Source organism: Bacteroides sp. AN502(2024) (assembly GCF_041227145.1).
GTDB lineage: Bacteria > Bacteroidota > Bacteroidia > Bacteroidales > Bacteroidaceae > Bacteroides.
This window is the reverse complement of sequence record NZ_JBGFSP010000004.1, coordinates 19,912-38,939: the sequence shown is the minus strand read 5'-3', so window position 1 is coordinate 38,939 and position 19,028 is coordinate 19,912. Positions and strand designations below refer to the sequence as shown.

General features: G+C 41.9%; 17 protein-coding genes and 1 pseudogene. 15 read left to right on the top strand and 3 right to left on the bottom strand.

The genetic code is table 11. The annotated features are described in order from the left end of the window. Positions 1 to 21: 21 nt before the first annotated feature. The 5 genes from AB9N12_RS14995 (at position 22) to AB9N12_RS14975 (ending at position 7,002) form a co-directional block, all read left to right on the top strand. Positions 22 to 1,839 (top strand): type VI secretion system membrane-associated complex protein TssF, encoded by a 1,818-nt coding sequence (locus AB9N12_RS14995; RefSeq protein WP_369892924.1) that lies wholly within the window; start codon positions 22 to 24, stop codon positions 1,837 to 1,839. A gap of 25 nt (positions 1,840 to 1,864) precedes the next feature. Further along, the gene (locus AB9N12_RS14990) at positions 1,865 to 3,721 is read left to right on the top strand and encodes a type VI secretion system Vgr family protein (RefSeq protein WP_369892923.1); all 1,857 of its coding nucleotides are present in this window, start codon (positions 1,865 to 1,867) and stop codon (positions 3,719 to 3,721) included. A gap of 278 nt (positions 3,722 to 3,999) precedes the next feature. After that, positions 4,000 to 4,497 (top strand): hypothetical protein, encoded by a 498-nt coding sequence (locus tag AB9N12_RS14985; protein WP_288776374.1) that lies wholly within the window; start codon positions 4,000 to 4,002, stop codon positions 4,495 to 4,497. A gap of 13 nt (positions 4,498 to 4,510) precedes the next feature. Beyond that, positions 4,511 to 6,397, top strand: coding sequence for a DUF3289 family protein (locus AB9N12_RS14980; RefSeq protein ID WP_369892921.1), 1,887 nt, complete (start codon positions 4,511 to 4,513; stop codon positions 6,395 to 6,397). Then, complete coding sequence (locus tag AB9N12_RS14975) at positions 6,394 to 7,002, top strand: hypothetical protein (protein WP_369892920.1); 609 nt, start codon at positions 6,394 to 6,396, stop codon at positions 7,000 to 7,002. The genes AB9N12_RS14980 and AB9N12_RS14975 overlap by 4 nt, the downstream gene beginning before the upstream one ends. Before the next feature lie 44 nt (positions 7,003 to 7,046). On the opposite strand, the gene AB9N12_RS14970 is transcribed toward AB9N12_RS14975, so the two are convergent. Beyond that, on the bottom strand, positions 7,047 to 7,190 hold the full coding sequence (locus AB9N12_RS14970; protein WP_369892918.1) for a hypothetical protein: 144 nt from the start codon (positions 7,188 to 7,190) through the stop codon (positions 7,047 to 7,049). Positions 7,191 to 7,360: 170 nt separating this feature from the next. Here AB9N12_RS14970 and AB9N12_RS14965 point away from each other — a divergent pair, with 170 nt between their 5' ends. Further along, positions 7,361 to 7,966: a hypothetical protein gene (locus AB9N12_RS14965; RefSeq protein WP_369892919.1), complete on the top strand. Its 606-nt coding sequence runs from the start codon at positions 7,361 to 7,363 to the stop codon at positions 7,964 to 7,966. Between the two features lie 44 nt (positions 7,967 to 8,010). Here AB9N12_RS14965 and AB9N12_RS14960 read toward each other — a convergent pair whose 3' ends face one another. Then, positions 8,011 to 8,154 (bottom strand): hypothetical protein, encoded by a 144-nt coding sequence (locus AB9N12_RS14960; RefSeq protein ID WP_369892918.1) that lies wholly within the window; start codon positions 8,152 to 8,154, stop codon positions 8,011 to 8,013. 331 nt (positions 8,155 to 8,485) lie between these two features. Between AB9N12_RS14960 and AB9N12_RS14955 the strand changes: the two genes are divergently transcribed. Genes AB9N12_RS14955 through AB9N12_RS14925 form a run of 7 tightly spaced genes read left to right on the top strand, consistent with a single transcriptional unit; the run spans position 8,486 to position 15,663 of the window. Continuing rightward, positions 8,486 to 10,141, top strand: a complete 1,656-nt coding sequence (locus AB9N12_RS14955) for an IS1182 family transposase (protein WP_369889341.1) — start codon at positions 8,486 to 8,488, stop codon at positions 10,139 to 10,141. A gap of 27 nt (positions 10,142 to 10,168) precedes the next feature. Next, positions 10,169 to 11,920: a hypothetical protein gene (locus AB9N12_RS14950; RefSeq protein WP_369892917.1), complete on the top strand. Its 1,752-nt coding sequence runs from the start codon at positions 10,169 to 10,171 to the stop codon at positions 11,918 to 11,920. Beyond that, positions 11,917 to 12,369 carry a hypothetical protein gene (locus AB9N12_RS14945; RefSeq protein WP_008659747.1) on the top strand — a complete coding sequence of 151 codons (453 nt, stop codon included), beginning with the start codon at positions 11,917 to 11,919 and terminating at the stop codon, positions 12,367 to 12,369. Before AB9N12_RS14950 ends, AB9N12_RS14945 begins: the two co-directional genes overlap by 4 nt. Positions 12,370 to 12,417: 48 nt before the next feature. Continuing rightward, a complete protein-coding gene (locus tag AB9N12_RS14940; RefSeq protein ID WP_369893272.1) occupies positions 12,418 to 13,266 on the top strand; it encodes a TssN family type VI secretion system protein in 849 nt (282 codons plus the stop codon). A 27-nt stretch (positions 13,267 to 13,293) separates the two neighbouring features. Next, on the top strand, positions 13,294 to 14,436 hold the full coding sequence (locus AB9N12_RS14935) for a type VI secretion system membrane-associated complex protein TssK (protein WP_369892916.1): 1,143 nt from the start codon (positions 13,294 to 13,296) through the stop codon (positions 14,434 to 14,436). Between the two features lies 1 nt (position 14,437). Then, entirely contained in the window at positions 14,438 to 15,394 is a 957-nt protein-coding gene (locus tag AB9N12_RS14930; RefSeq protein WP_369892915.1) for a type VI secretion system baseplate subunit TssG, read from the top strand. A gap of 5 nt (positions 15,395 to 15,399) precedes the next feature. Further along, the gene (locus tag AB9N12_RS14925; protein ID WP_369892914.1) at positions 15,400 to 15,663 is read left to right on the top strand and encodes a hypothetical protein; all 264 of its coding nucleotides are present in this window, start codon (positions 15,400 to 15,402) and stop codon (positions 15,661 to 15,663) included. On the opposite strand, the pseudogene AB9N12_RS14920 reads toward AB9N12_RS14925, so the two are convergent. Further along, positions 15,615 to 16,433: pseudogene (locus AB9N12_RS14920) on the bottom strand (transposase); the annotation flags it as partial. The gene AB9N12_RS14925 and the pseudogene AB9N12_RS14920 overlap by 49 nt on opposite strands. Before the next feature lie 79 nt (positions 16,434 to 16,512). Between AB9N12_RS14920 and AB9N12_RS14915 the strand changes: the two are divergent. Both AB9N12_RS14915 and AB9N12_RS14910 read left to right on the top strand, forming a co-directional pair. Then, entirely contained in the window at positions 16,513 to 17,664 is a 1,152-nt protein-coding gene (locus AB9N12_RS14915) for an IS4 family transposase (protein ID WP_369888970.1), read from the top strand. A 642-nt stretch (positions 17,665 to 18,306) separates the two neighbouring features. Further along, positions 18,307 to 18,999, top strand: coding sequence for a hypothetical protein (locus AB9N12_RS14910; protein ID WP_369892913.1), 693 nt, complete (start codon positions 18,307 to 18,309; stop codon positions 18,997 to 18,999). Positions 19,000 to 19,028: the final 29 nt, after the last annotated feature.

Genomic DNA, 19,028 nt, shown 5'->3' with positions numbered 1-19,028 from the left:
TGAAATATAAAATTAAAACGTATGGCAAATCTATTCACAAAAGAAAGCATTAAAGCCCGGATGTTCAAACAGGCGGCAACCCTATATGACATACGAAATATAGATGGCATAGACCCCCTTATCCGACTGCTGATTGAAGCCTTGTCGGGCGAAATTTTCAAGCTGTCCGGTGATATGCACGCCATTGAAAGCCGATTGTTGGAGAAAGTCGCTTCCGCCCTTACTCCACACACGGCATTGGTTGCCAAACCCGCCCATGCTATTGCTGCTGCCCGACCATATACACCGCAAGCTACTGTATCTCCCACAGACCTATTTTCTTATAAAAGCACGGAGATAGTGAAGAAGTATAAGATGAAAAATCTCTTCTTTACTCCGCTGCATGAAACCCGCATAATCAATGCCGAACTGAAGTTTCTCGTGACGGCGGATGAATTTTGCACAATCACTCCCGAAGGAGAACGTGACGCCACTGCCCGCTTTCGTTCCGATGTGCCGGTAATGGGGCGGAAAATCAGTATCGGGATGAAAATAGGCAACAATGTAACTACCCTCAACGACTTGCCGTTATATATAGATATACCGCTTGTAGCGGATAAAAGCAGTTATCTGAAATTACTGCCGTACTGCCATTGCACGATTGCCGGTATTCCTGTAGAAATTAAAGGGGGAATGGAGTACGACTCCACACGTTCGGTCAGTGAGAAATACGATCTTGGCAGGTTGATTACGGAAGAAATAACCAGCAAATATGCTTCCCATTACCTGACATTGAAAGTTCACGGATTAAAAGTCAGAGATTTGTCACGTAGCAGAGTGCCCGAGGAAATCTCTTTCCTGCTGCCAAGTGATTTCATTGCCGAATGTGATGCGGATACTGTTTGGATAGATATAGAATTTCCCACCGCTTTTTCAAAAGAAATACTGGAACAGGTAAAGGTGCAGATGAACACTTTTATCGTAGTAAACAAATATCCGGCAAAGATTACCAGAAAGGTAGATTCCGTCTCGGCCATTCTCCCTTTGGAAAAGACGGAATTTGAATATTTCCTGTTTGTGGATTCGATTACCGATAACCACGGAGACCGACTTAGGGAAATTTCCGGCACACAGGATGAAGGCAGAGCCGGCTGTTATTCGGTCAGAAGGGGCGGTTGCGAACGCTTCAATGCGATGGATGCCAAAGATTTTCTAAACCGCCTGACAGACCTGCTATATGACGAAAGTATGGCTTTCTCTTCGACAGACAAAGACGGAATGAAAGAGGTAATCGAGCAGATAGAAGAACGGGTAAACCAATTGGGAGATAAGAATAAAGACGGAATCGGAGGACAGGAAATGTTGTCGTATGTAGTCATCGACCAACGTTATGACAAGGATACCCGGTTAACTGTGGATTATACTCTTACTAATGGCGAATTTGCCAATGACATCTATGCGGGAGAGCCATTAAATGACTGTGCTAATCCCGATATAGACAAAGATACGCTGCGGTTTGTCACTTCCGCCCATGGAGGAGAGCCCTCCCCATCCGTAAAGCGCCGGATGGATATGTACCGATTCATGCTGTTGTCACACGGCAGTATATACACGAAAGAGGATATACGCAACTTCTGCATGGCAAGGTATGGCGACAGCATTCGCTCTGTGGAGGTAAAGCTAGGGTATGCAGCCGGTAAAAAAGAAAGCGAAGGTTTCATAAGGACGCTGGACGTGTATCTACGGTTATCGGAGGGGATGCAAGGATTAGACCGGGAAGAATTCGTCGTTGATTTAGACAGTGAGCTCAGGCGGTTGTCTCCGGAAACCTATAACTACCGTGTTTTTATTAACTCATAGTATTCACCCATAAAATATATTAACTATGGCATCGACAAACTTGGACGCTGTAAGCGTGGAGATAAAAGTAGCAGGAAAAGTCTGTGATTATGTAACAATGGAACTTTTTCAGTCGGTCAGTACACACCACCGTTTCAAAATCAAAGTAAACTATCGTCCGGACAAGCCAAGTGTCTGGGCTATCGGTCCCGATGTGATATTCAAGCAACTGGGTGAGAAGGTATCCATCATCATGACCCACCATGAGAGTGGAGAGAAAACGGAATTTCACGGACTGATTTCTGATATTCATGTGGAAGGCTTCGACGGTAATCAGGGATTTGTCATACTGGAAGGGGGAAGCCCTACCATCCTGCTGGACAGAGACCCCGCTATGGACTGCTATGTAGAGCAAAACCTGAATACGATAGTCAGTGACATACTTGATAAGAGTGGGGTGAAAATGAATGTGACCAACAATCCCAAACATACGGACATCATCCCTTATGTTGCCCGCTATAAAGAAACAAGCTACGGATTCCTATCCCGTCTGCTGCGCTCCTACGGCGAGTGGTTCTATTACAACGGGGAAACGCTACAGATAGGAGACCCTGAAATAGAGACGGAAAGCCGTGCAGGGTATGATGTAGATCTGACGGGAGTCAGCATCAATGCCACTATCCGTTCGCTGAATCACAGCACCTATGAGTTCGACCCCGTCAATGATAAGTTCTATTACGACTACAGCGGAACGCCTAAAGGCGCTACCCTTGGTTCCCGTTCGGCTGAGAAATGCAGTGAACCTATCTTCCCTACCGAAGCGAAACTCCCCTCGATGAGACCTGCGTATAGCGCAATGGATTTGGAGCACTACGGTGATGCCGGATTTCACCGCAACTATTCCCAATTGTCTCAAATCAAGGCTTCAAGCCGTTACTGTGGCATACGACTGGGAGAATTGGTAGTCACCCGTGTACCTGAAAGTTTCCCGGGAGTTAAGATTACCGATTTGGGACGTTACCGTATTACTGAGATTACGCATACGGTAGATAGTCAGGGACGATATAGCAACACCTTCTGCGGTGTACCGGGTGGTACGCCCGTCATGCCGTGGGGAGATGCCGTGATGCCGGTAGCCTATCCGGAGATGGCAAGAGTGGTGAGCAATGACGATCCTAAAAATCAGGGACGTGTCAAAGTACAGTTCATGTGGCAGGAGGTAGATGGCGGCGAGAGCTACTGGATGCGGGTACAAAGCCCGGATGCAGGCAAGAGCGACCAAGTTGCCAAAAACCGTGGTTTTGTGTTTATCCCCGAACCGGGTGATTTGGTAATGGTAGGTTTCGAGCAAGGCAATCCAGACCGTCCGTATGTAACAGGCAGCCTTTTCTATAAGGCAAATTCCCAGGGAGCGGCAACAGACAATACAGTCAAGAGCATACGCACCCGCAGTGGGCATACGCTGGAGTTCAATGATGATGAGGGGGGCGATTGGGGCATTACAATTAAGGATCGTAACGGATGTATGTTCCATTTTGATACCAAAGGGAAAAATATCGAAATAACTGCACCTGAAACAATGACATTAAATGCCCAAAATATCAATATCAATGCGGGTGAACAACTTAATACGTCCTCGGGAAAAGAAACGGTGATGCAAATAGGTACCGATTTTCAACAAGATGTTGGAGGAAATGCTGAAATTGCTATTGGAGAATCCCTAACGGAAAGTATCGCCAAAGATAGTACAAACAGTATAGCAGGAAATTTATCTGTAACAGTAGATGAGAATCTGATGTACGATGCTCAGGATATGACCTTAACAGCTCAGGGAGGTATGAAGTTACTGGCTAACGCAAAAATAGGATTGAAGAGTTCCGAAGGAGTGGATATTGCCCAATAATAAAGATGTATATGTATAAATTTCGCAACCTAAAAGGACAATACAGTATAAATGTGTCCACGACTTTTCCCGGCTCGCAAGCAAGTCTGTACAGTGCAATTATAGAAGTAATTGCATCTTATCAGAATGTAGATGATTATTTCATTTTTGAATTGCGTTCCCGGCAGGATGTAAAGTTGAATGGTAATCCACCTTCTCAAATGGTGGATCTATTTATGCTTCGTCTTTCTAATACGTATTATCCAATGAAGTTGAAAGTTTCTACGTCGGGAAAGATTATGGAAGTTATTAATTTTACTGATATAAAGGAAAGATGGGAAGCGGAATGTGCGAAAATCGTGGAGGAAATACCTTGTATAGCCTATGAGCAATATATTGAATTGTCAAAGTCAAATATGGATACTGAAAATGTTTTTTTACAGGCTTTGCGCAAAGACTCCTTTATCCAGTTCTATTTTAAGGAATACTTGGATGATATGGATATTGTTTGTTATAATTTTCCACGACGTGGTGAAAGTACTTTTTATGATTTGGCTATTGATAGCGATGGCTCATTTCATAAGGATATCAAGACATTTCACGTCAAAGAGTATAACAGTAAACGATATTCAGGTAAATTAATCTGTGAGTATTCCGAAGAAAATGATATATTTTCTTTGATTGCGGAATTTTATTATAATACTTTGGATGGACAGTGTAAAAAGAAAGTCAGTATTTCAGTAGAAGACCGTTCGGTTCAAAAAGCCAATAAATTAAAGAGTTTTTTGTTTGACTAATACGCAGAAAGTTATGGCAGGAAAAGAATTTGTTGTTGACAAAGCTATGTGTATGTGCAAGTATGGAGCAGCACCCGGAAAACTGATGGTTACGGACAACCAGTTTTTTAGATTAAATGGGACCAAACTCTGTGCCAGTACGATGACATTAGGAAACGTCATCTATCCTCCCGGATTTGGAATTTGCAAAGTAAACCCCATGTTCCCTAAACCATGTGTACCCGCTATCACGCAATGGAACGGGCAGTTTAGTAAGATTACGATGATGGGGGGGAACCCGCTTACGGACAAAAGCAAAGGGACATGTAGTTGTGGAGGCCCCGACTGTATAGAGTTTATGCAAACAGGACAGATTCCTGTGCCAGGAAGCAAACAGATGCAACAGGCAACAGGTGAGCATCAAGGAGAGTTGGATGCAATGGGAGATCCAACTGCTTTGGCAAAGCATTCGATTGACATGAAAGCCTCTCTGCTATTAAAAGAGGAGAATATTCTTGTTAAAACAGTGAAGGGAGAAAAGGAATCTTTCGTCGGACAAACTTTGATTTATGAAGTTGAACACTATAATACGCCAATCGTAAGCGACGAGATCCGCTCCCGTGTCAAATGGAAAGTGACTATAGGTGAAAAGGAAGAAACAGTTGACCAACCGGGGACAGATGTGCTTGAACTGTCGGTAAAAGAAGAATGGCAAGGGAAAAAACTTTGTGTGCAAGCTTATATCAACCAGCCTTCTGACAATGTCAAAGTCAATACCCAAATCAAAAAATGGGAGTTTCCTATCATTATTGACCGGTATAAAATGCCGGGGCTAAATGAAACCGGAACAGACATTGCCGATGACATGGCTTACGGGTATGGGTTCAAATCCGCACGGCCGGTTTATACCACAGAAGAGTTACAAGCATACAAAAAACAGTATGAGAACAACAGTTTTGACGAATCGGTCCACGCTCTTTTTTCCAATGCAAAGGATTTCGAACAGCCGGAACCGGAAACCGATGGAGAACAGCAAAGGGACGTGGTGAAAGATGACTATTCCGTGATGGAGGCTGACAAGACGAGGGTAGATAGGACAAACTATGACCTAAGAACCAAACTGGTTCGGAAAAGAGGAAAAGCTATTTACAGCAAGGAAGATAAGCCCTCTCTAAAATCTCTTACACCAACTTCCACTTTATCTGACTTGGAGCGGCTCAAGACAACAATCAAACCCGGTTTTAATGAGGATGATGCTTTGTTTGAAATATTTCAGAACATGGCATCCGTTTTCTCGATAACCAATGCCGCATTACGGAATAACATCATAAAAATGATTCATAAATTCCGTAGTAACTCCGGAGGTATTTATGAAAATTCAGCACTTACAAGTGCGGTTGAGCAACACCCTTCCACTGAAAGGTATTGCAAAGAATTGGAGGAATATATGCGCAACCAATTGAACAAACATAAGGGGGACGTAGGAATGTTAGAAGATAAAGAGGTCTATTGGAAAGTTGAGGGTAGTACTGCTCGGACAAAGGAACATAGAAAAGCTATTAGGGATGGTAAAGTCTTTAGTCTTACACCTCAGTATGATGGAGGTGTAAAAAGTGGAGAAAAACGAAAAAACCTGTTTGACGGAGTTGGAATAGCTTTAGGGGATATATGGGCAACAGAAATATCAATTTTAGATTATCAACTTCATAATGACGGTAGCTATAAATTAACTTATCAGGTGACTTTATTGGATCACTTTGGATTGAACAAGGAAGATCTTAAATGGTATTTTTCATTGCATTCAGATATTGGTAATGGTTTCGTATCTTGGTTTCTTCTTCAACATTTTCATGGATACAAGCCTTTTATCACTCGTATTGTTTTTAAACGTTCATTTAGAGGAAAAAATAGAAAAGCATGAGATATAAAAAGACAGTCAGATCGATACTGATATTCGTAATCATTGTTGGAGGTTTTGGATTCTTTTATTCCAACGTATCGCAACCTCCATTTATCCACATAACTACGGGTAAAGGTTTGGATACACACCGAACAGACAGCGCCTATTGGTATATCGAGGATATATTAGTGGCACACCCTCCTAAGGATACTTTGGAGCGCATGAAGATGATGATAAACTATCATGATACAGCAGGCTTGTCTTTAGCCGGTTTAAAGAAACGAGGAGACATTACATTCTATTATATAGGATTTGTAAAAAACACTTGTGCTACCCGGAAATTTCATTTGGAGAAACAAATGAATGTAAAATGCAACAGTAATGAAACCTATATAGGAGCTATTTGCATTACTCGCATGGAAGAAAGTCCTGATAAATGGAAGATTGAGATAAGTTATAATCTGGGGACAGAACCCGACGCCGATTATATCGGGCCAAAATTAAAGTACTACATTTTATATGATGAAAGAGATTCTAATTTTTATGAAAAGCATAAGGATGACGAAATCGTACGATACTACCATGAGTTGCAGGAACGAAAACGATGTACAAAGAAGAGTAAGTGACAGCCGAAAGGAGTATTTGTTATATGAAAAATGGAGAAGAAGTATTACCGCAAATTGGGGATATCGTCATATTCGATGGTTATCTCTTCAATCCCTACGGGCACGTAACTATTATATTGGCCGTAAGCACCGGTGAAGTGGGACTGATATGACAGAATTACGGTTATATAAGCGGCTCGCGAAAACATTTGGGACTTTTAGGCTGGAAGACTCAGCATAAACGGATTTTGGGTTGGTTATGCATAGCCGAATAAGAATAGATTCAAAAAAAGGATTATCATGTCAGATGACAAGAGCCAAGCCTTTTATCACTCGTATTTATATTTAAACGTTCATTTAGAGGAAAAATAGAAAAAGCATGAGATATAAAAACAGAGTCAGAACGATACTGATATTCGTAATCATTGCTGGAGGTATTGCATTCTTTTATTCTAACATATCGCAACCTCCGTTTATTCACATAACTCAGGGTAAAGGTTTGGATATATACCGAATAGACAGTACCTATTATTCCGAGAATATATTAGTAGCACATCCTCCTAAGGATACTTTGGAGCGCATGAAGATGATGATAAACTATCATGATACAACAGGCTTGTCTTTAGCAGATTTAAAGAAACGAGGAGATATTACATTCTATTTTATGGGATTTGTAAAAAACACCTGGGCTACCCGGAAGTTTTATTTAGAGAAACAAATGCATGTAAAATGCAACTATAATGAAACCTCTATAGGAGATATTTGCATTGTTCGCATGGAAGAAAGTCCTGATAAATGGAAGATTGTCATAAGTTATAATCTGGGGACAGAACCCGACGCCGATTATATTGGGACAAAATCAAAGGACTACATTTTATATGATGAAAGAGATTCTAATTTTTATGAGAAGTATAAGGATGACGAAATCGTACGATACTACCATGAGTTGCAGGAACGAAAACGATGTACAAAGAAGAGTAAGTGACAGCCGAAAGGAGTATTTGTTATATGAAAAATGGAGAAGAAGTATTACCGCAAATTGGGGATATCGTCATATTCGATGGTTATCTCTTCAATCCCTACGGGCACGTAACTATTATATTGGCCGTAAGCACCGGTGAAGTGGGACTGATATGACAGAATTACGGTTATATAAGCGGCTCGCGAAAACATTTGGGACTTTTAGGCTGGAAGACTCAGCATAAACGGATTTTGGGTTGGTTATGCATAGTCGAATAAGAATAGATTCAAATAAAAAAAAGATTATTATGTCAGATGATAAGAATCAATTAACAATAAACATTGATATGAAGGTCAGCGACCGGCAATATCACGTTGTCGAGAACTCTGTAACCTCTGTTTTATTTCAGCTTACAGATACTGCTACGCGATGAAGGTGTGTCAAAATGCGCACCTTCTTTTTTTGCCCAAAGCCCCGACTTTCACAAGCAGGGGCTTTGTTATTACCTAAAGATTTTGTATCTTTAAGCATAAAATTTACACTATGACAAAGATACATTTTCGTCCTTACATTCCCAACCAAACAGTGCTTTTTCCTGGGAGAATCGATGAGGATATTGCAGAAAACGATCCGGTTCGCATGGTTGACGTTCTGGTTGAAAGCCTGAATCTTGAAGGTTTCAGAAAGTTATACAAGGAATGCGGCCGTAGTGCTTACCATCCCCGAATGATGCTCAAGGTTATTCTGTATGCCTACATGAACAACATCTACTCCTGCCGGAAAATAGAAAAGCTACTCCATCGTGATATCCATTATATATGGCTGGCCGGATACGAGAAACCGGATTTCATTACCATCAACCGATTCCGCAACCGGGTGAAGAAGGAAATCAACGAGGTGTTTACCCAAACCGTACTTCTGCTTTCTTCCAAAGGTTTCATCAGCCTGAATGTGGAATACATTGACGGTACAAAAATCGAATCCAAGGCAAACAAGTACACTTTCGTCTGGAGAAAAACGGTCGAACGGAACCGTGAACGCCTGATGAAGAAAATACATGTACTATTAGGTCAGATAGACGAGTTCATCGCTCAGGAGAAATCATCAGAGACCAATGAGGGGATAGAGTTTACTCCGACTATGCTGACCGAAATGGCGGGAGAATTACGTAATGCACTTGCACAGGCTCCCGATCCTTGCACGAAAGAGGAAAAGACTGCACTGAAAAAGAAACGCAAACAGCTCAAGGAGCTGGAAGAACACAGAGATAAACTGCAGGAATACGACGGTCATCTGGAAAATCTGCAAGCTCGCAACTCCTATTCCAAGACAGACAAGGATGCCACTTTTATGAGGATGAAGGAGGACGCCATGCGTAACGGGCAGACAAAACCCGGCTACAACCTTCAGATCGGTACCGAGAACCAATTCATTACCGACTTCGCTCTTTTCTCCAATCCTACGGATACACTGACCATGATACCTTTCCTGCAATCCTTTTCAGGCAGATACGACAGATTGGCCCATATGGTGGTTGCCGACTCCGGATATGGTTCTGAGGAAAATTACCGTTTCATGTCTGAAAACGATATGGAAGCCTACGTCAAATACAACTACTTCCACATGGAACAGCGACCCGGATTCAAACCGAATCCGTTCAAGGCCGAAAACTTCTATTACAATGAAGAACATGACTATTGCATCTGCCCCATGGGACAAAAGATGCGGAGGACAGGAACCGGGCATGTGAAAACTGCATCCGGATATGTAAGCGAAAATGCCAGGTACAGAGCCGTCAGATGTGAAGGGTGTCCGTTGAGATGTCTATGTTTTAAGGCAAAGGGAAACAGGACAATAGAACTGAATCACAGACTCAGGAAATACAGGCAGAAAGCCAAAGAATTACTATGTTCCGAAGAAGGACTGAAACACAGAGGGCAAAGATGTATAGAACCGGAAGCTGTGTTCGGGCAAATAAAATATAATATGAACTACAAACGTTTCCGCCATTTTGGAAAGGAGAAGGTCTTTATGGACTTCGCATTCTTGGCCATTGCCTTCAATATAAAAAAGATGTGTGCAAAAATGAGAAAAGAAGGTATAGACTGGATGATTAAACTGTTTTATAAACTTGTACCCGCTCTTTTCAGATGGGGGGAACACATTTATCAAACAAATCTTCAAAAGAGCGCAGCTTGAAGAAGGTTTACTGATTCTTTATAGGTGATGAAAAAAAGAAGGCGTATCGTTCATTACGACACACCTTCGAGAGAAATGAAGAAACAATCAGAAACCACTGCAGCAGGTTTGGGCAATCTTGATTTAAAAAAAGAGTGTAACATACCTGTTGATATTCGGATAGATGCAGATCAAGTTTTTAGGCTGAGTAAGAAGTATCAGGGCAATATAATGTTGGTCGAGTTTTTTAAATATGAGGGAATTCCTGTCCTTTGTGCACAATGTGTATTAATAGTGAAACCAGCCAATTTAAAAATAGCCCAAGTCTTTTTTAAAGATTGGGCTAATAAAGAAGTCGGCTGTGGTTCTGTGCAATATGAGGCGAATTTAAAATTTGCTCTCCGTGTGAAATACAATCGTCCATTGCTAAGGGGGGAAAAAGCTCCTAAACTCAAATGTAAAGGTTATTGCACTAATGCCGTCACAGGCGAGTATGAAGAAATATCCAAGTTCAGAGTTGATGAAAATGGAGCATATACCGATACTTTCTATTGTGATGACGGATTGCAGGAAAGCCATGCGGGTGCAGACTATGTATTTAGTTTTGGAATCAATAACCCTAATGGGCCTCCCTTCATGATAGAGGATACGAACGCTCCGGTGCCTTCCATCCAAAAAATACACTTGATAGGACGTAATCTGAAAAAACCGCAGATTACATCAGTAATATGGAGCAGTAAAGAAATGATTAAGTTTGGGGAGGATTCTCCCCTGCGCAAAAGCATTAATTATAACGAAGACGGTTTTCTCCATATTCATACCCGTGGAATGTATGGTCAGAAAGTGCGAGTTGAACTTTTCGAAAAAGATTCTACCGGCATCAAGAAGCTATTGTTGGGTCTCAAAGACGATGTTACTATTTTGGATAACGTAGTTTGTGTTCCGGTAGAGATGAGTGGAGTTTATGCTAAAGCCACCAAAGGAAGACACGCTTTGGCAGAAGGGCTTTCTTTTGAAATTTTGGCAAAAGTCACCCCCTTGGATACCTCTATTGCGGCATTCGAACAGGATGACAAGAGTTTGATAGAACTACAGATATACGGAAAAGCTGATGAGGATAAAGCTGCTAAATCCACTGTCAATGGTACAATGAAGTTTATGATAGCGGATGTGGAAGAGGATGAAAAAGGGGAAGAAGAAAAAGCGATAGAAGAAGGCGTGTGTCCACTTTGTGGGAAGAAGCATATTGATTTGCGAAGCAAGATTGATTATCAAACGCAATTTGATTCTCGATTTGGAACAAAAAAAGAACAAAATGTAGCGTGTTATAAAGCTTGTAAGGTGATATTGACAAATGCTGGGCTTTCCCCTAATTCAGCTCCCAATGATAATACCGTGATTCAAATAGGGGTCGAAAAATCCTCAACTGATAATTCTTCTCACTCATCATCTTTAACGATTGATTTTGTAAAAGCATCGGAGGGTTTGAATTATATCAATCAACAACTTGAAACTGGTTATCCTATTTTAGTTGGAGTTGATTATAAGGCAGGATCCCCTAATAGCGATAAGACAACTGACCATTTTATTGTGATTGTTGGTAGAGGGTGTAAAAACAACGAACTCTATTATCTTTTTTATGAAGTAGGTACGGGGCAACAAGAAAACGGTCAATACAAAGGGGCGCATGAAAATAATAAACTCTATTTAAAAAAGGATAACACTCTACAAGGAACTCCATACCACAATAGTAACAAAAAATATATAGTCGTACAAATCCGAAAAAATATTTTATCATGAAAATAACTATACTCTTATTTGCATTATTTTTATTTACAAGTTGTACAGAAACCGAATCAAGGCCATATGAGGCTATTTGGTTGGCAATCACAGATACTGATAGTGGATATGTAGTATATAATTATCCAAATTTTCAAGATGAAAAAATGATTGCACCAGAATATGTAGCTATTCGGAACGATTCTTTAATTTATGCAACTTGGCATGATTATCCTGAAAAATTCAGTTTGAAATACGCAAAAATAGAGAATGGCAATAATGAACAATATTCCTTTGTGACGGAATATCACTTTTCATTTATGTGGGTTGACAAAGAGAAACATATTGCCCGTTGGACAATATCTGATATTCAGAAGAAAAAAACAATAAGTAATTATTTATATATAGATAGTAGATATAACACATTTCCTTTAATAGACTATCAATGGGACGAGAACGAACCCCAATAGATGTAGAAGCAGAATATAAATTAAAGTATTAACTAAATACAGATGAATATGAATTCATTCTTCCAAACCCTCGCCTTCACCTACCTGCTCTACCCGATACTGGGATTGTTACTGGTAGGCTTAGGGATTTTCATAGCAAAGAAAAACGCTCTGCTGAACAACAAGCGGCTGGTAGGCTATACTATTGGCACAATCGCACTCTTGACACTCCCTGCCTTACTGGGATTCCTTGACTACGATTTCATGCCCTACGGTTACATTTTCCTTGCCATGCTGTATCTCCTTCTGGGCAGTTATAACATCCGAATGATTGCGTGGGTTTTTAAGGACGACTACAAGTACCGCTACGAAATCATACTCACTGGTTTTATACTGGTAGTATCTATGTTGTTCTTCACCCTTGTCTTCAATCTCTTCAATGAACTGAAATACGGTCTGTGGGCATCCACCTGCCTACTTCCATTCGTCATTGTCTCGGTATTTATCCGCACCTACCGTATCTTTATCGCCATTCCGATTCCCGTGTATGAAGTATGGAGATATACAGACGATACCGAGCAGGACGGATATTTTGACCCGGGCAGCCTGCAAGTCCTGCAAATAGAGCTATACAAACAAGAAAGTGACCAGGAACCGGTCAAGCTCAGTGTGAAAGCACCCGACGAAATGCAATTCGGCGCATGGTTTCACCGGATGATTGACGACTATAATCTGAAGTCTCCACAAGCCCCGATAGACGACTATGCAGCAAAAGAGGGAGGATGGATTTTCTACCGGAAACCCACCTTGCTATCTCCCCGACATTACATAGACTTCAACCTTACCGTAAAGGATAACCGCATCCGCAGCCGTGATGTAATTGTTGCTAAACGGGTAATGGAACATAATGAGAACTAAGAATATAAAAATAAAACTACATACTATATGGCAAAGAAAAATTTAGTAAACTGGTCGGACTGTATGCCGCTGTCAGCCGCCATCTTCAACCAACATGACGATTACTTTCTGGACAGCATTCGCGATAGCATAGAAGTACGAACCAACAGTTATAACTACGGGTTGCTGCCCGCCCGACAAAACCGGGATGGGGAGAACGGTATCCGCATCAGCCAGCACGTGACCGGACACATTGAAGTGCGGCTGAAATCCTGTGAAGCAATCACCTCTTCGGGCATCCGCATCCAATTTGATGCCACCGAAACGGGAAGCGAATTAGTGAAGAACTATTCTGTAGAATCGGATACCCGTAAGAATATCACGCAATGGGACATTATCCTCTCCGTGGATCCGTTCCACCGGGTAGGCTCGGGTGACCCCAATCCGGAGGAAGTTCCACCCCGCCATCCGAACGCCTTGCCCTCCTATCGGCTGTTTGTGATGCCCAAAGGAGAAATCAATGTGAGTGAGCTGGGGGCGCATTACCTGACCATCGGACGTATCCGCAAGGATGCCGAACGATTCATGGTAGATGCCGACTTTATCCCGCCCTGTACGACGATGAAAAGCCACCCTGAACTGCAAGAGTATCATGCCAAGTTCGGAAATATGTTCCGCTCACTGGAGAATTACAGCAAAATTATCATAGCCAAAATACATAACAGGGATAATCGCGGCGAACTGGGTGCGTACATCTCTCTGATATGTCGGGAGATGCTCCGCTATCTCGCCACCCTGCAATTCAGTTATACCAATAAAGGGCTGTACAATGCTCCTATTGATGTACTGGATTCCGTATCGAGTCTGGCGCATATTATGTATGTAAGTTTCAGCTACCTATCAGGGACGCAAAAGGAGGAAACGCAGAAATATTTCTACGAGTGGAGCGACGTAACCCCCGGTTCGTTCGACGAGCAGCTCGCCGATACGTTGGAGATGCTGTACGAACATACGGATATCCGGGCTTCGATGGTTCGTGCCTATTCGTTTATGTACACACTTACCGAATTGTGGCAACGGCTCAGTACGCTGGAATATATCGGTCAGCATAAGGAGAATATTGTGGTATCGGAACGCACTACGGGGAACAATACTACGGGACAGAACAAAACATGGAGCATAATGGATTGATATGGAACATCGCTTACCCAAAGAGATAAAGGGGCTTCTTCCGCCCAATACAATGGACACCGACTTCAAGGCAGAGCTATACGGAGCCTTGCTAGCGGAAGCCGGGTTCGACACCGCTCAAATTATGATGGTGCGTGACGGTAATAACCTGAGCAATGTTTCGAAAGATATCCGATCGGTGAAGCATAGGAATCATGTCGGCATAGCGGAGGGGGCATACATAGAACTAAAGACCAACCGCCGGGGGATTTATGATTCGCTGCCGGAGGGATTGTTCCATGAGGCGCTTTTTCCCGGCAAGGTGAAAGATTTGGAACTGATTTTGGAGGAGATGCAGCAGCATCGCAACGAAGAGTTCTTTATCCGCCGCTTTTTCAGCCTGCTGGAGAGTGAAGTGGACAGAGAAGGGATACAGGCACAATTGCTCGAATTGCGGTACGATAAAAAGAACAAATATTCTGATTATGCGAAACTCTTTGCCGCTTGCTGGCCGGTCATTCATATTTTGTCCGGACAGGGGGCGTTGCTGTTCATCAAGTTCATGCCGCATATCCATTCGATCCGGGGCAGACTGGAAGAGGTAAGCGACGCACTGTCGCAGATTCTGGAAGCTCCGGTAAGTGTGCGTCCCAAAATGATGCAACGGACAATAAGGGCGCAAAAACCGAACCGGCTGGGGAACATGAGACTGGGAGCAAACAGTGTGAATGTGGGGGTGCTTAATAGTGCTGAGGCTGATTTGCATATACACATAGGCGACCTGCCAACACGGGAAGTCGAAAGGTTCCTGCCCGGCAACCGCTCCCGCAAAGCCCTTGAAATGCTGGCGGATATTTTTCTTGGCGCGTGGCAGGAGTTCGATGTGACGGTCAGCGTTAGCCCTGACGAACGCAAGACTTATTTAAAACCGACGGGTGACGCCAGTCCGTGTTACCTCGGAATAAACACTTATTTATAAGAATTATGAAAGCAAAGAACAGTGAGAAAATCATCCGTGGATATTTGGAGTTTGCCGGCGGACTGTTAATCAGTACGGCTTTGAGCATGGCACTGCTCACAGGCTTTATCCATACGAATGGAAGCGAATATAAGCTAATGGAATCCAAAACACAAGAATACGATAAGATTTACGCCAGACAGATTGCCCTGGTGGATAAGGTGGATTCGCTGTATAACTACCTGGTGCTGATGAGCACCTTTCTGATGATGGAAAGACGCTTATGGTAATCCTGTGTATATCGGAGTAAAGCACCGTACTCGCTATGGAGCCCATCCCTTTGACTGAGGAGCTTTTCAAGAAGCTTGATCATACGGCGCTTAAGCATTCTTGTCCTTGAAGCTCTCCTCTTTCTTTTCTTGCAGTAGGACAGATAGGATTCCGCCACATTCCTGTATTTGTTGCGCGGACGCCTTATGCCCAGATCCCTGCAATGCCGGCATATATGACTGTAGAGCCATTCGATGCTTTCCCAAAGGAGTTTCATGTCCGTAGGAAAACGCATGTGGCTCTCATAGCATGTGGCATCGGTCATGCAGACGTGAAGGTTATCAAGATAAGGTTTCCAGTGTGAAGCCAGGAGCTCCTGGAAGGAATCAATGTCAAGGCGGGATGCTATCTCATTACGGATGGCACTGATTATCTTGAAGTTGGTTATGGGAAGGGACGGGGGGATCATGATTCCACAGAACATCTGGTAGTGTATGTTCCCGTTCAGATGTTCCACCAGTTTCCTGTCGGAGAATCCGGTGTATGCCTTCAGGACCATAAGGGCGATCTTTGCGGAAGGACTGAATATGTTCCTGCGGCCCAAACGTTGTTCAGACAGGCCTGCGGCTTTTGCCATACGATCAAATGGAAAGACCGAATGAAGCCTGCCAAGCTCACTCTCATGAAAACTCTTGCGGTATTTTTCCAGAATATCAAATTCTGTAAAGCCCAAAGTTGGGTGGATTTCTGAAATTTTTTGTATCTTAGCCCAATATTGTCCTAAATAAATTGGGGGAACAAATAAAAAGGAAGTAGAACTAAGGTAAAATGACTACCTTAGTAGCGAGCCACCAACTCATCTACTTCCTATGGCAAATATAACACTTTTCGCACAGGTAATATCACATCTCCCGAAAGAAAATATCAGGAAAATCATAAAATCTTCGGGGTCAGACAAGCATTGTAAGGGCTACAATACATGGAGTCAGTTTGTTAGCATGATTTTCAGCCAATTCTCAGGATGTGATTCAGTCAGAGATATCTCAAACGGGCTGAAATCAGCCACCGGCAACCTCAATCATTTGGGAATCAACCGTGCACCATCCAAGTCAACGGTAGCATATCAGAACGCCAACCGAGACAGTTCGGTTTTTCGCGGCATATTCTACTCGTTGTTTCAGTATTTCGGACAGCAAGCCCTATGGCAACGAAGAAAGTTCCGTTTCAAGATGCCGATAAAACTGCTCGACTCCACATTGGTGTCATTGACTCTGTCAATATATGACTGGGCACATTACACTACCACCAAGGGGGCGGTCAAGATGCACACGCTATTGGACTATGACAGTCTTTTGCCGGAGTTCGTGAATATCACCGATGGCAAAACCACCGACAACAAAGCTGCTTTTGATATTGAGTTACATCCGTATAGTATTGTAGTAGCCGACCGAGGCTACTGTGACTACTCATTGCTGAATAATTGGGACAGCAGCAACGTGTTCTTTGTAGTGCGTCATAAAGACAATATCCGGTACAAAGCCATAGAGGAGTTGCCTTTGCCTGAAAAACACGCTCAGAATGTACTTATTGACGAAATAATCGAGTTCGAACTCTCGGCGGCCAAATCCAAATATCCCAAACGTTTACGTCGCATCGCAGTATGGAACGATGAACACGGTTTTGAAATTGAGTTACTCACAAACAACTTCACATTGGCAGCATCAAGCATAGCGGCTCTGTACAAGGCTCGGTGGAACATAGAAATCTTCTTTCGCAACCTCAAGCAACTGCTACGCATCAAGAGCTTTATCGGCACATCCCGCAATGCCGTAGAGACCCAAATATGGACTGCTATGACTACAATGCTGATTCTGACATGGCTAAAGCACATCGCAAGATACAAATGGGCATTGGCTAACCTTGTGGTCACGCTCCGGCTGAACACATTTACCAAAATCGACCTCCAAAAATGGCTTGATCAACCATTTACACCACCTCCCGAAACCATCGAAAACGATTAGGGGGGATTGATTTTGAACTCTCGAGGCTATACTTAACAGTATAGTCAGTTAGCTCATGCTCAAAATTTATTTAGGACAATATTGCCTAAAAAGTAAAATTGGGTGTTTTTGCTTTATTTAATACTTTGTTCTTTTATTACTTGTTGGGCTTTGCACTGTCTTTGGTTGCTTAGCTATTATTTATTGTATAATTTACAAAGGGGATATTGTATCGTTGATGACATTGTTATACTAATATTTATTTATATCATTTTATTTCTTTAACATTTTTAGAGTAGGGAATCTCCCGAATAATTCTGTCTTTTATAATAGTAATACATTCCTTTAAAGGTTGATTTTGTGTTATTCTGTTTGTATCTTGGTGCTAAAAGCATTATTTATATTGGATAGGCATTTAGGTTATGAATTGAATATAACTTTTGGCTTTTAAAGTACATTTCATTTTGTCAATGAAATACTAATTAATGGGTATTTTACTGATAAAGAAATTTACATATTTTTGCATAAATACATATCGCAAAGATAAGATGCAAAAACGATTTATTTTATTGTGTTGATAGTGGATTTGTTTACAGCTCTTGTATGTTATACTTTTATTTTCATGCTTTGGGTATAATGATAACAATTAATATGTATAGAAAGGTGATTACATTAATTAATTTTGCAGCATTTGTTTTATTTTGGATCATTATGCTGCTGTTTTACTTTCCTCTTGATGCGTATGGTCAAGAGTCGAGGTGGGGTAATATGAATCCTGTGAGAGAAGGGTATTTGCGTTCTAATAAAGATTTTGCAGTTGATTCGGTAAAATATCCTATTGGGAGATATCGAAATTCTGTTATTTCTACAAATTCCGGTGTTACTTTTCAGTTCAAGAAGGGTGACCCGTTCTTTTATACAGACCAAAGTCCTTTACATAAAGGGGAATATAATGTGTCGGGGGTAATAGGACCATTGTGGAATGGTCACGTTTACGGCATGGGGCGCCAAATGAATTTAATTGGTATTGGTGTTTTTAACTATGCTGCTATTGGATATAACAAATCATTGTCAGATAATTTATTTGCTGATGTTGCATTGCATGCAATGAAGTTAAGTACCCCTCGCCGTGTGGATGAAACATTTGGTATATCGGGTAAACTTTCTTACTCCTTTAATTCCCGAATGAGTTTGCATGTATTTGATGGTTTTTTATTTACTCCTGTTACTTCATTCAGCCGTAATGACTACGGAGGCAGTGTTGCTTTCGATATAACGGATTCTTTTGGAACGGAATTAGGTATAAGGGTTATCGTGAATATCCTTTTGAATGTGGGGGAGTTACTCCTATCTTAATGCCTTACTATAAATTTGAAAAGCATAAA

Bases quoted from the DNA above. Each gene is read 5' to 3' on its own strand.
- AB9N12_RS14995 (WP_369892924.1), top strand. From the start codon at position 22: ATGGCAAATCTATTCACAAAAGAAAGCATTAAAGCCCGGATGTTCAAA.
- AB9N12_RS14990 (WP_369892923.1), top strand. From the start codon at position 1,865: ATGGCATCGACAAACTTGGACGCTGTAAGCGTGGAGATAAAAGTAGCA.
- AB9N12_RS14985 (WP_288776374.1), top strand. From the start codon at position 4,000: ATGGAAGTTATTAATTTTACTGATATAAAGGAAAGATGGGAAGCGGAA.
- AB9N12_RS14980 (WP_369892921.1), top strand. From the start codon at position 4,511: ATGGCAGGAAAAGAATTTGTTGTTGACAAAGCTATGTGTATGTGCAAG.
- AB9N12_RS14975 (WP_369892920.1), top strand. From the start codon at position 6,394: ATGAGATATAAAAAGACAGTCAGATCGATACTGATATTCGTAATCATT.
- AB9N12_RS14970 (WP_369892918.1), bottom strand. From the start codon at position 7,190: ATGTTTTCGCGAGCCGCTTATATAACCGTAATTCTGTCATATCAGTCC.
- AB9N12_RS14965 (WP_369892919.1), top strand. From the start codon at position 7,361: ATGAGATATAAAAACAGAGTCAGAACGATACTGATATTCGTAATCATT.
- AB9N12_RS14960 (WP_369892918.1), bottom strand. From the start codon at position 8,154: ATGTTTTCGCGAGCCGCTTATATAACCGTAATTCTGTCATATCAGTCC.
- AB9N12_RS14955 (WP_369889341.1), top strand. From the start codon at position 8,486: ATGACAAAGATACATTTTCGTCCTTACATTCCCAACCAAACAGTGCTT.
- AB9N12_RS14950 (WP_369892917.1), top strand. From the start codon at position 10,169: ATGAAAAAAAGAAGGCGTATCGTTCATTACGACACACCTTCGAGAGAA.
- AB9N12_RS14945 (WP_008659747.1), top strand. From the start codon at position 11,917: ATGAAAATAACTATACTCTTATTTGCATTATTTTTATTTACAAGTTGT.
- AB9N12_RS14940 (WP_369893272.1), top strand. From the start codon at position 12,418: ATGAATTCATTCTTCCAAACCCTCGCCTTCACCTACCTGCTCTACCCG.
- AB9N12_RS14935 (WP_369892916.1), top strand. From the start codon at position 13,294: ATGGCAAAGAAAAATTTAGTAAACTGGTCGGACTGTATGCCGCTGTCA.
- AB9N12_RS14930 (WP_369892915.1), top strand. From the start codon at position 14,438: ATGGAACATCGCTTACCCAAAGAGATAAAGGGGCTTCTTCCGCCCAAT.
- AB9N12_RS14925 (WP_369892914.1), top strand. From the start codon at position 15,400: ATGAAAGCAAAGAACAGTGAGAAAATCATCCGTGGATATTTGGAGTTT.
- AB9N12_RS14915 (WP_369888970.1), top strand. From the start codon at position 16,513: ATGGCAAATATAACACTTTTCGCACAGGTAATATCACATCTCCCGAAA.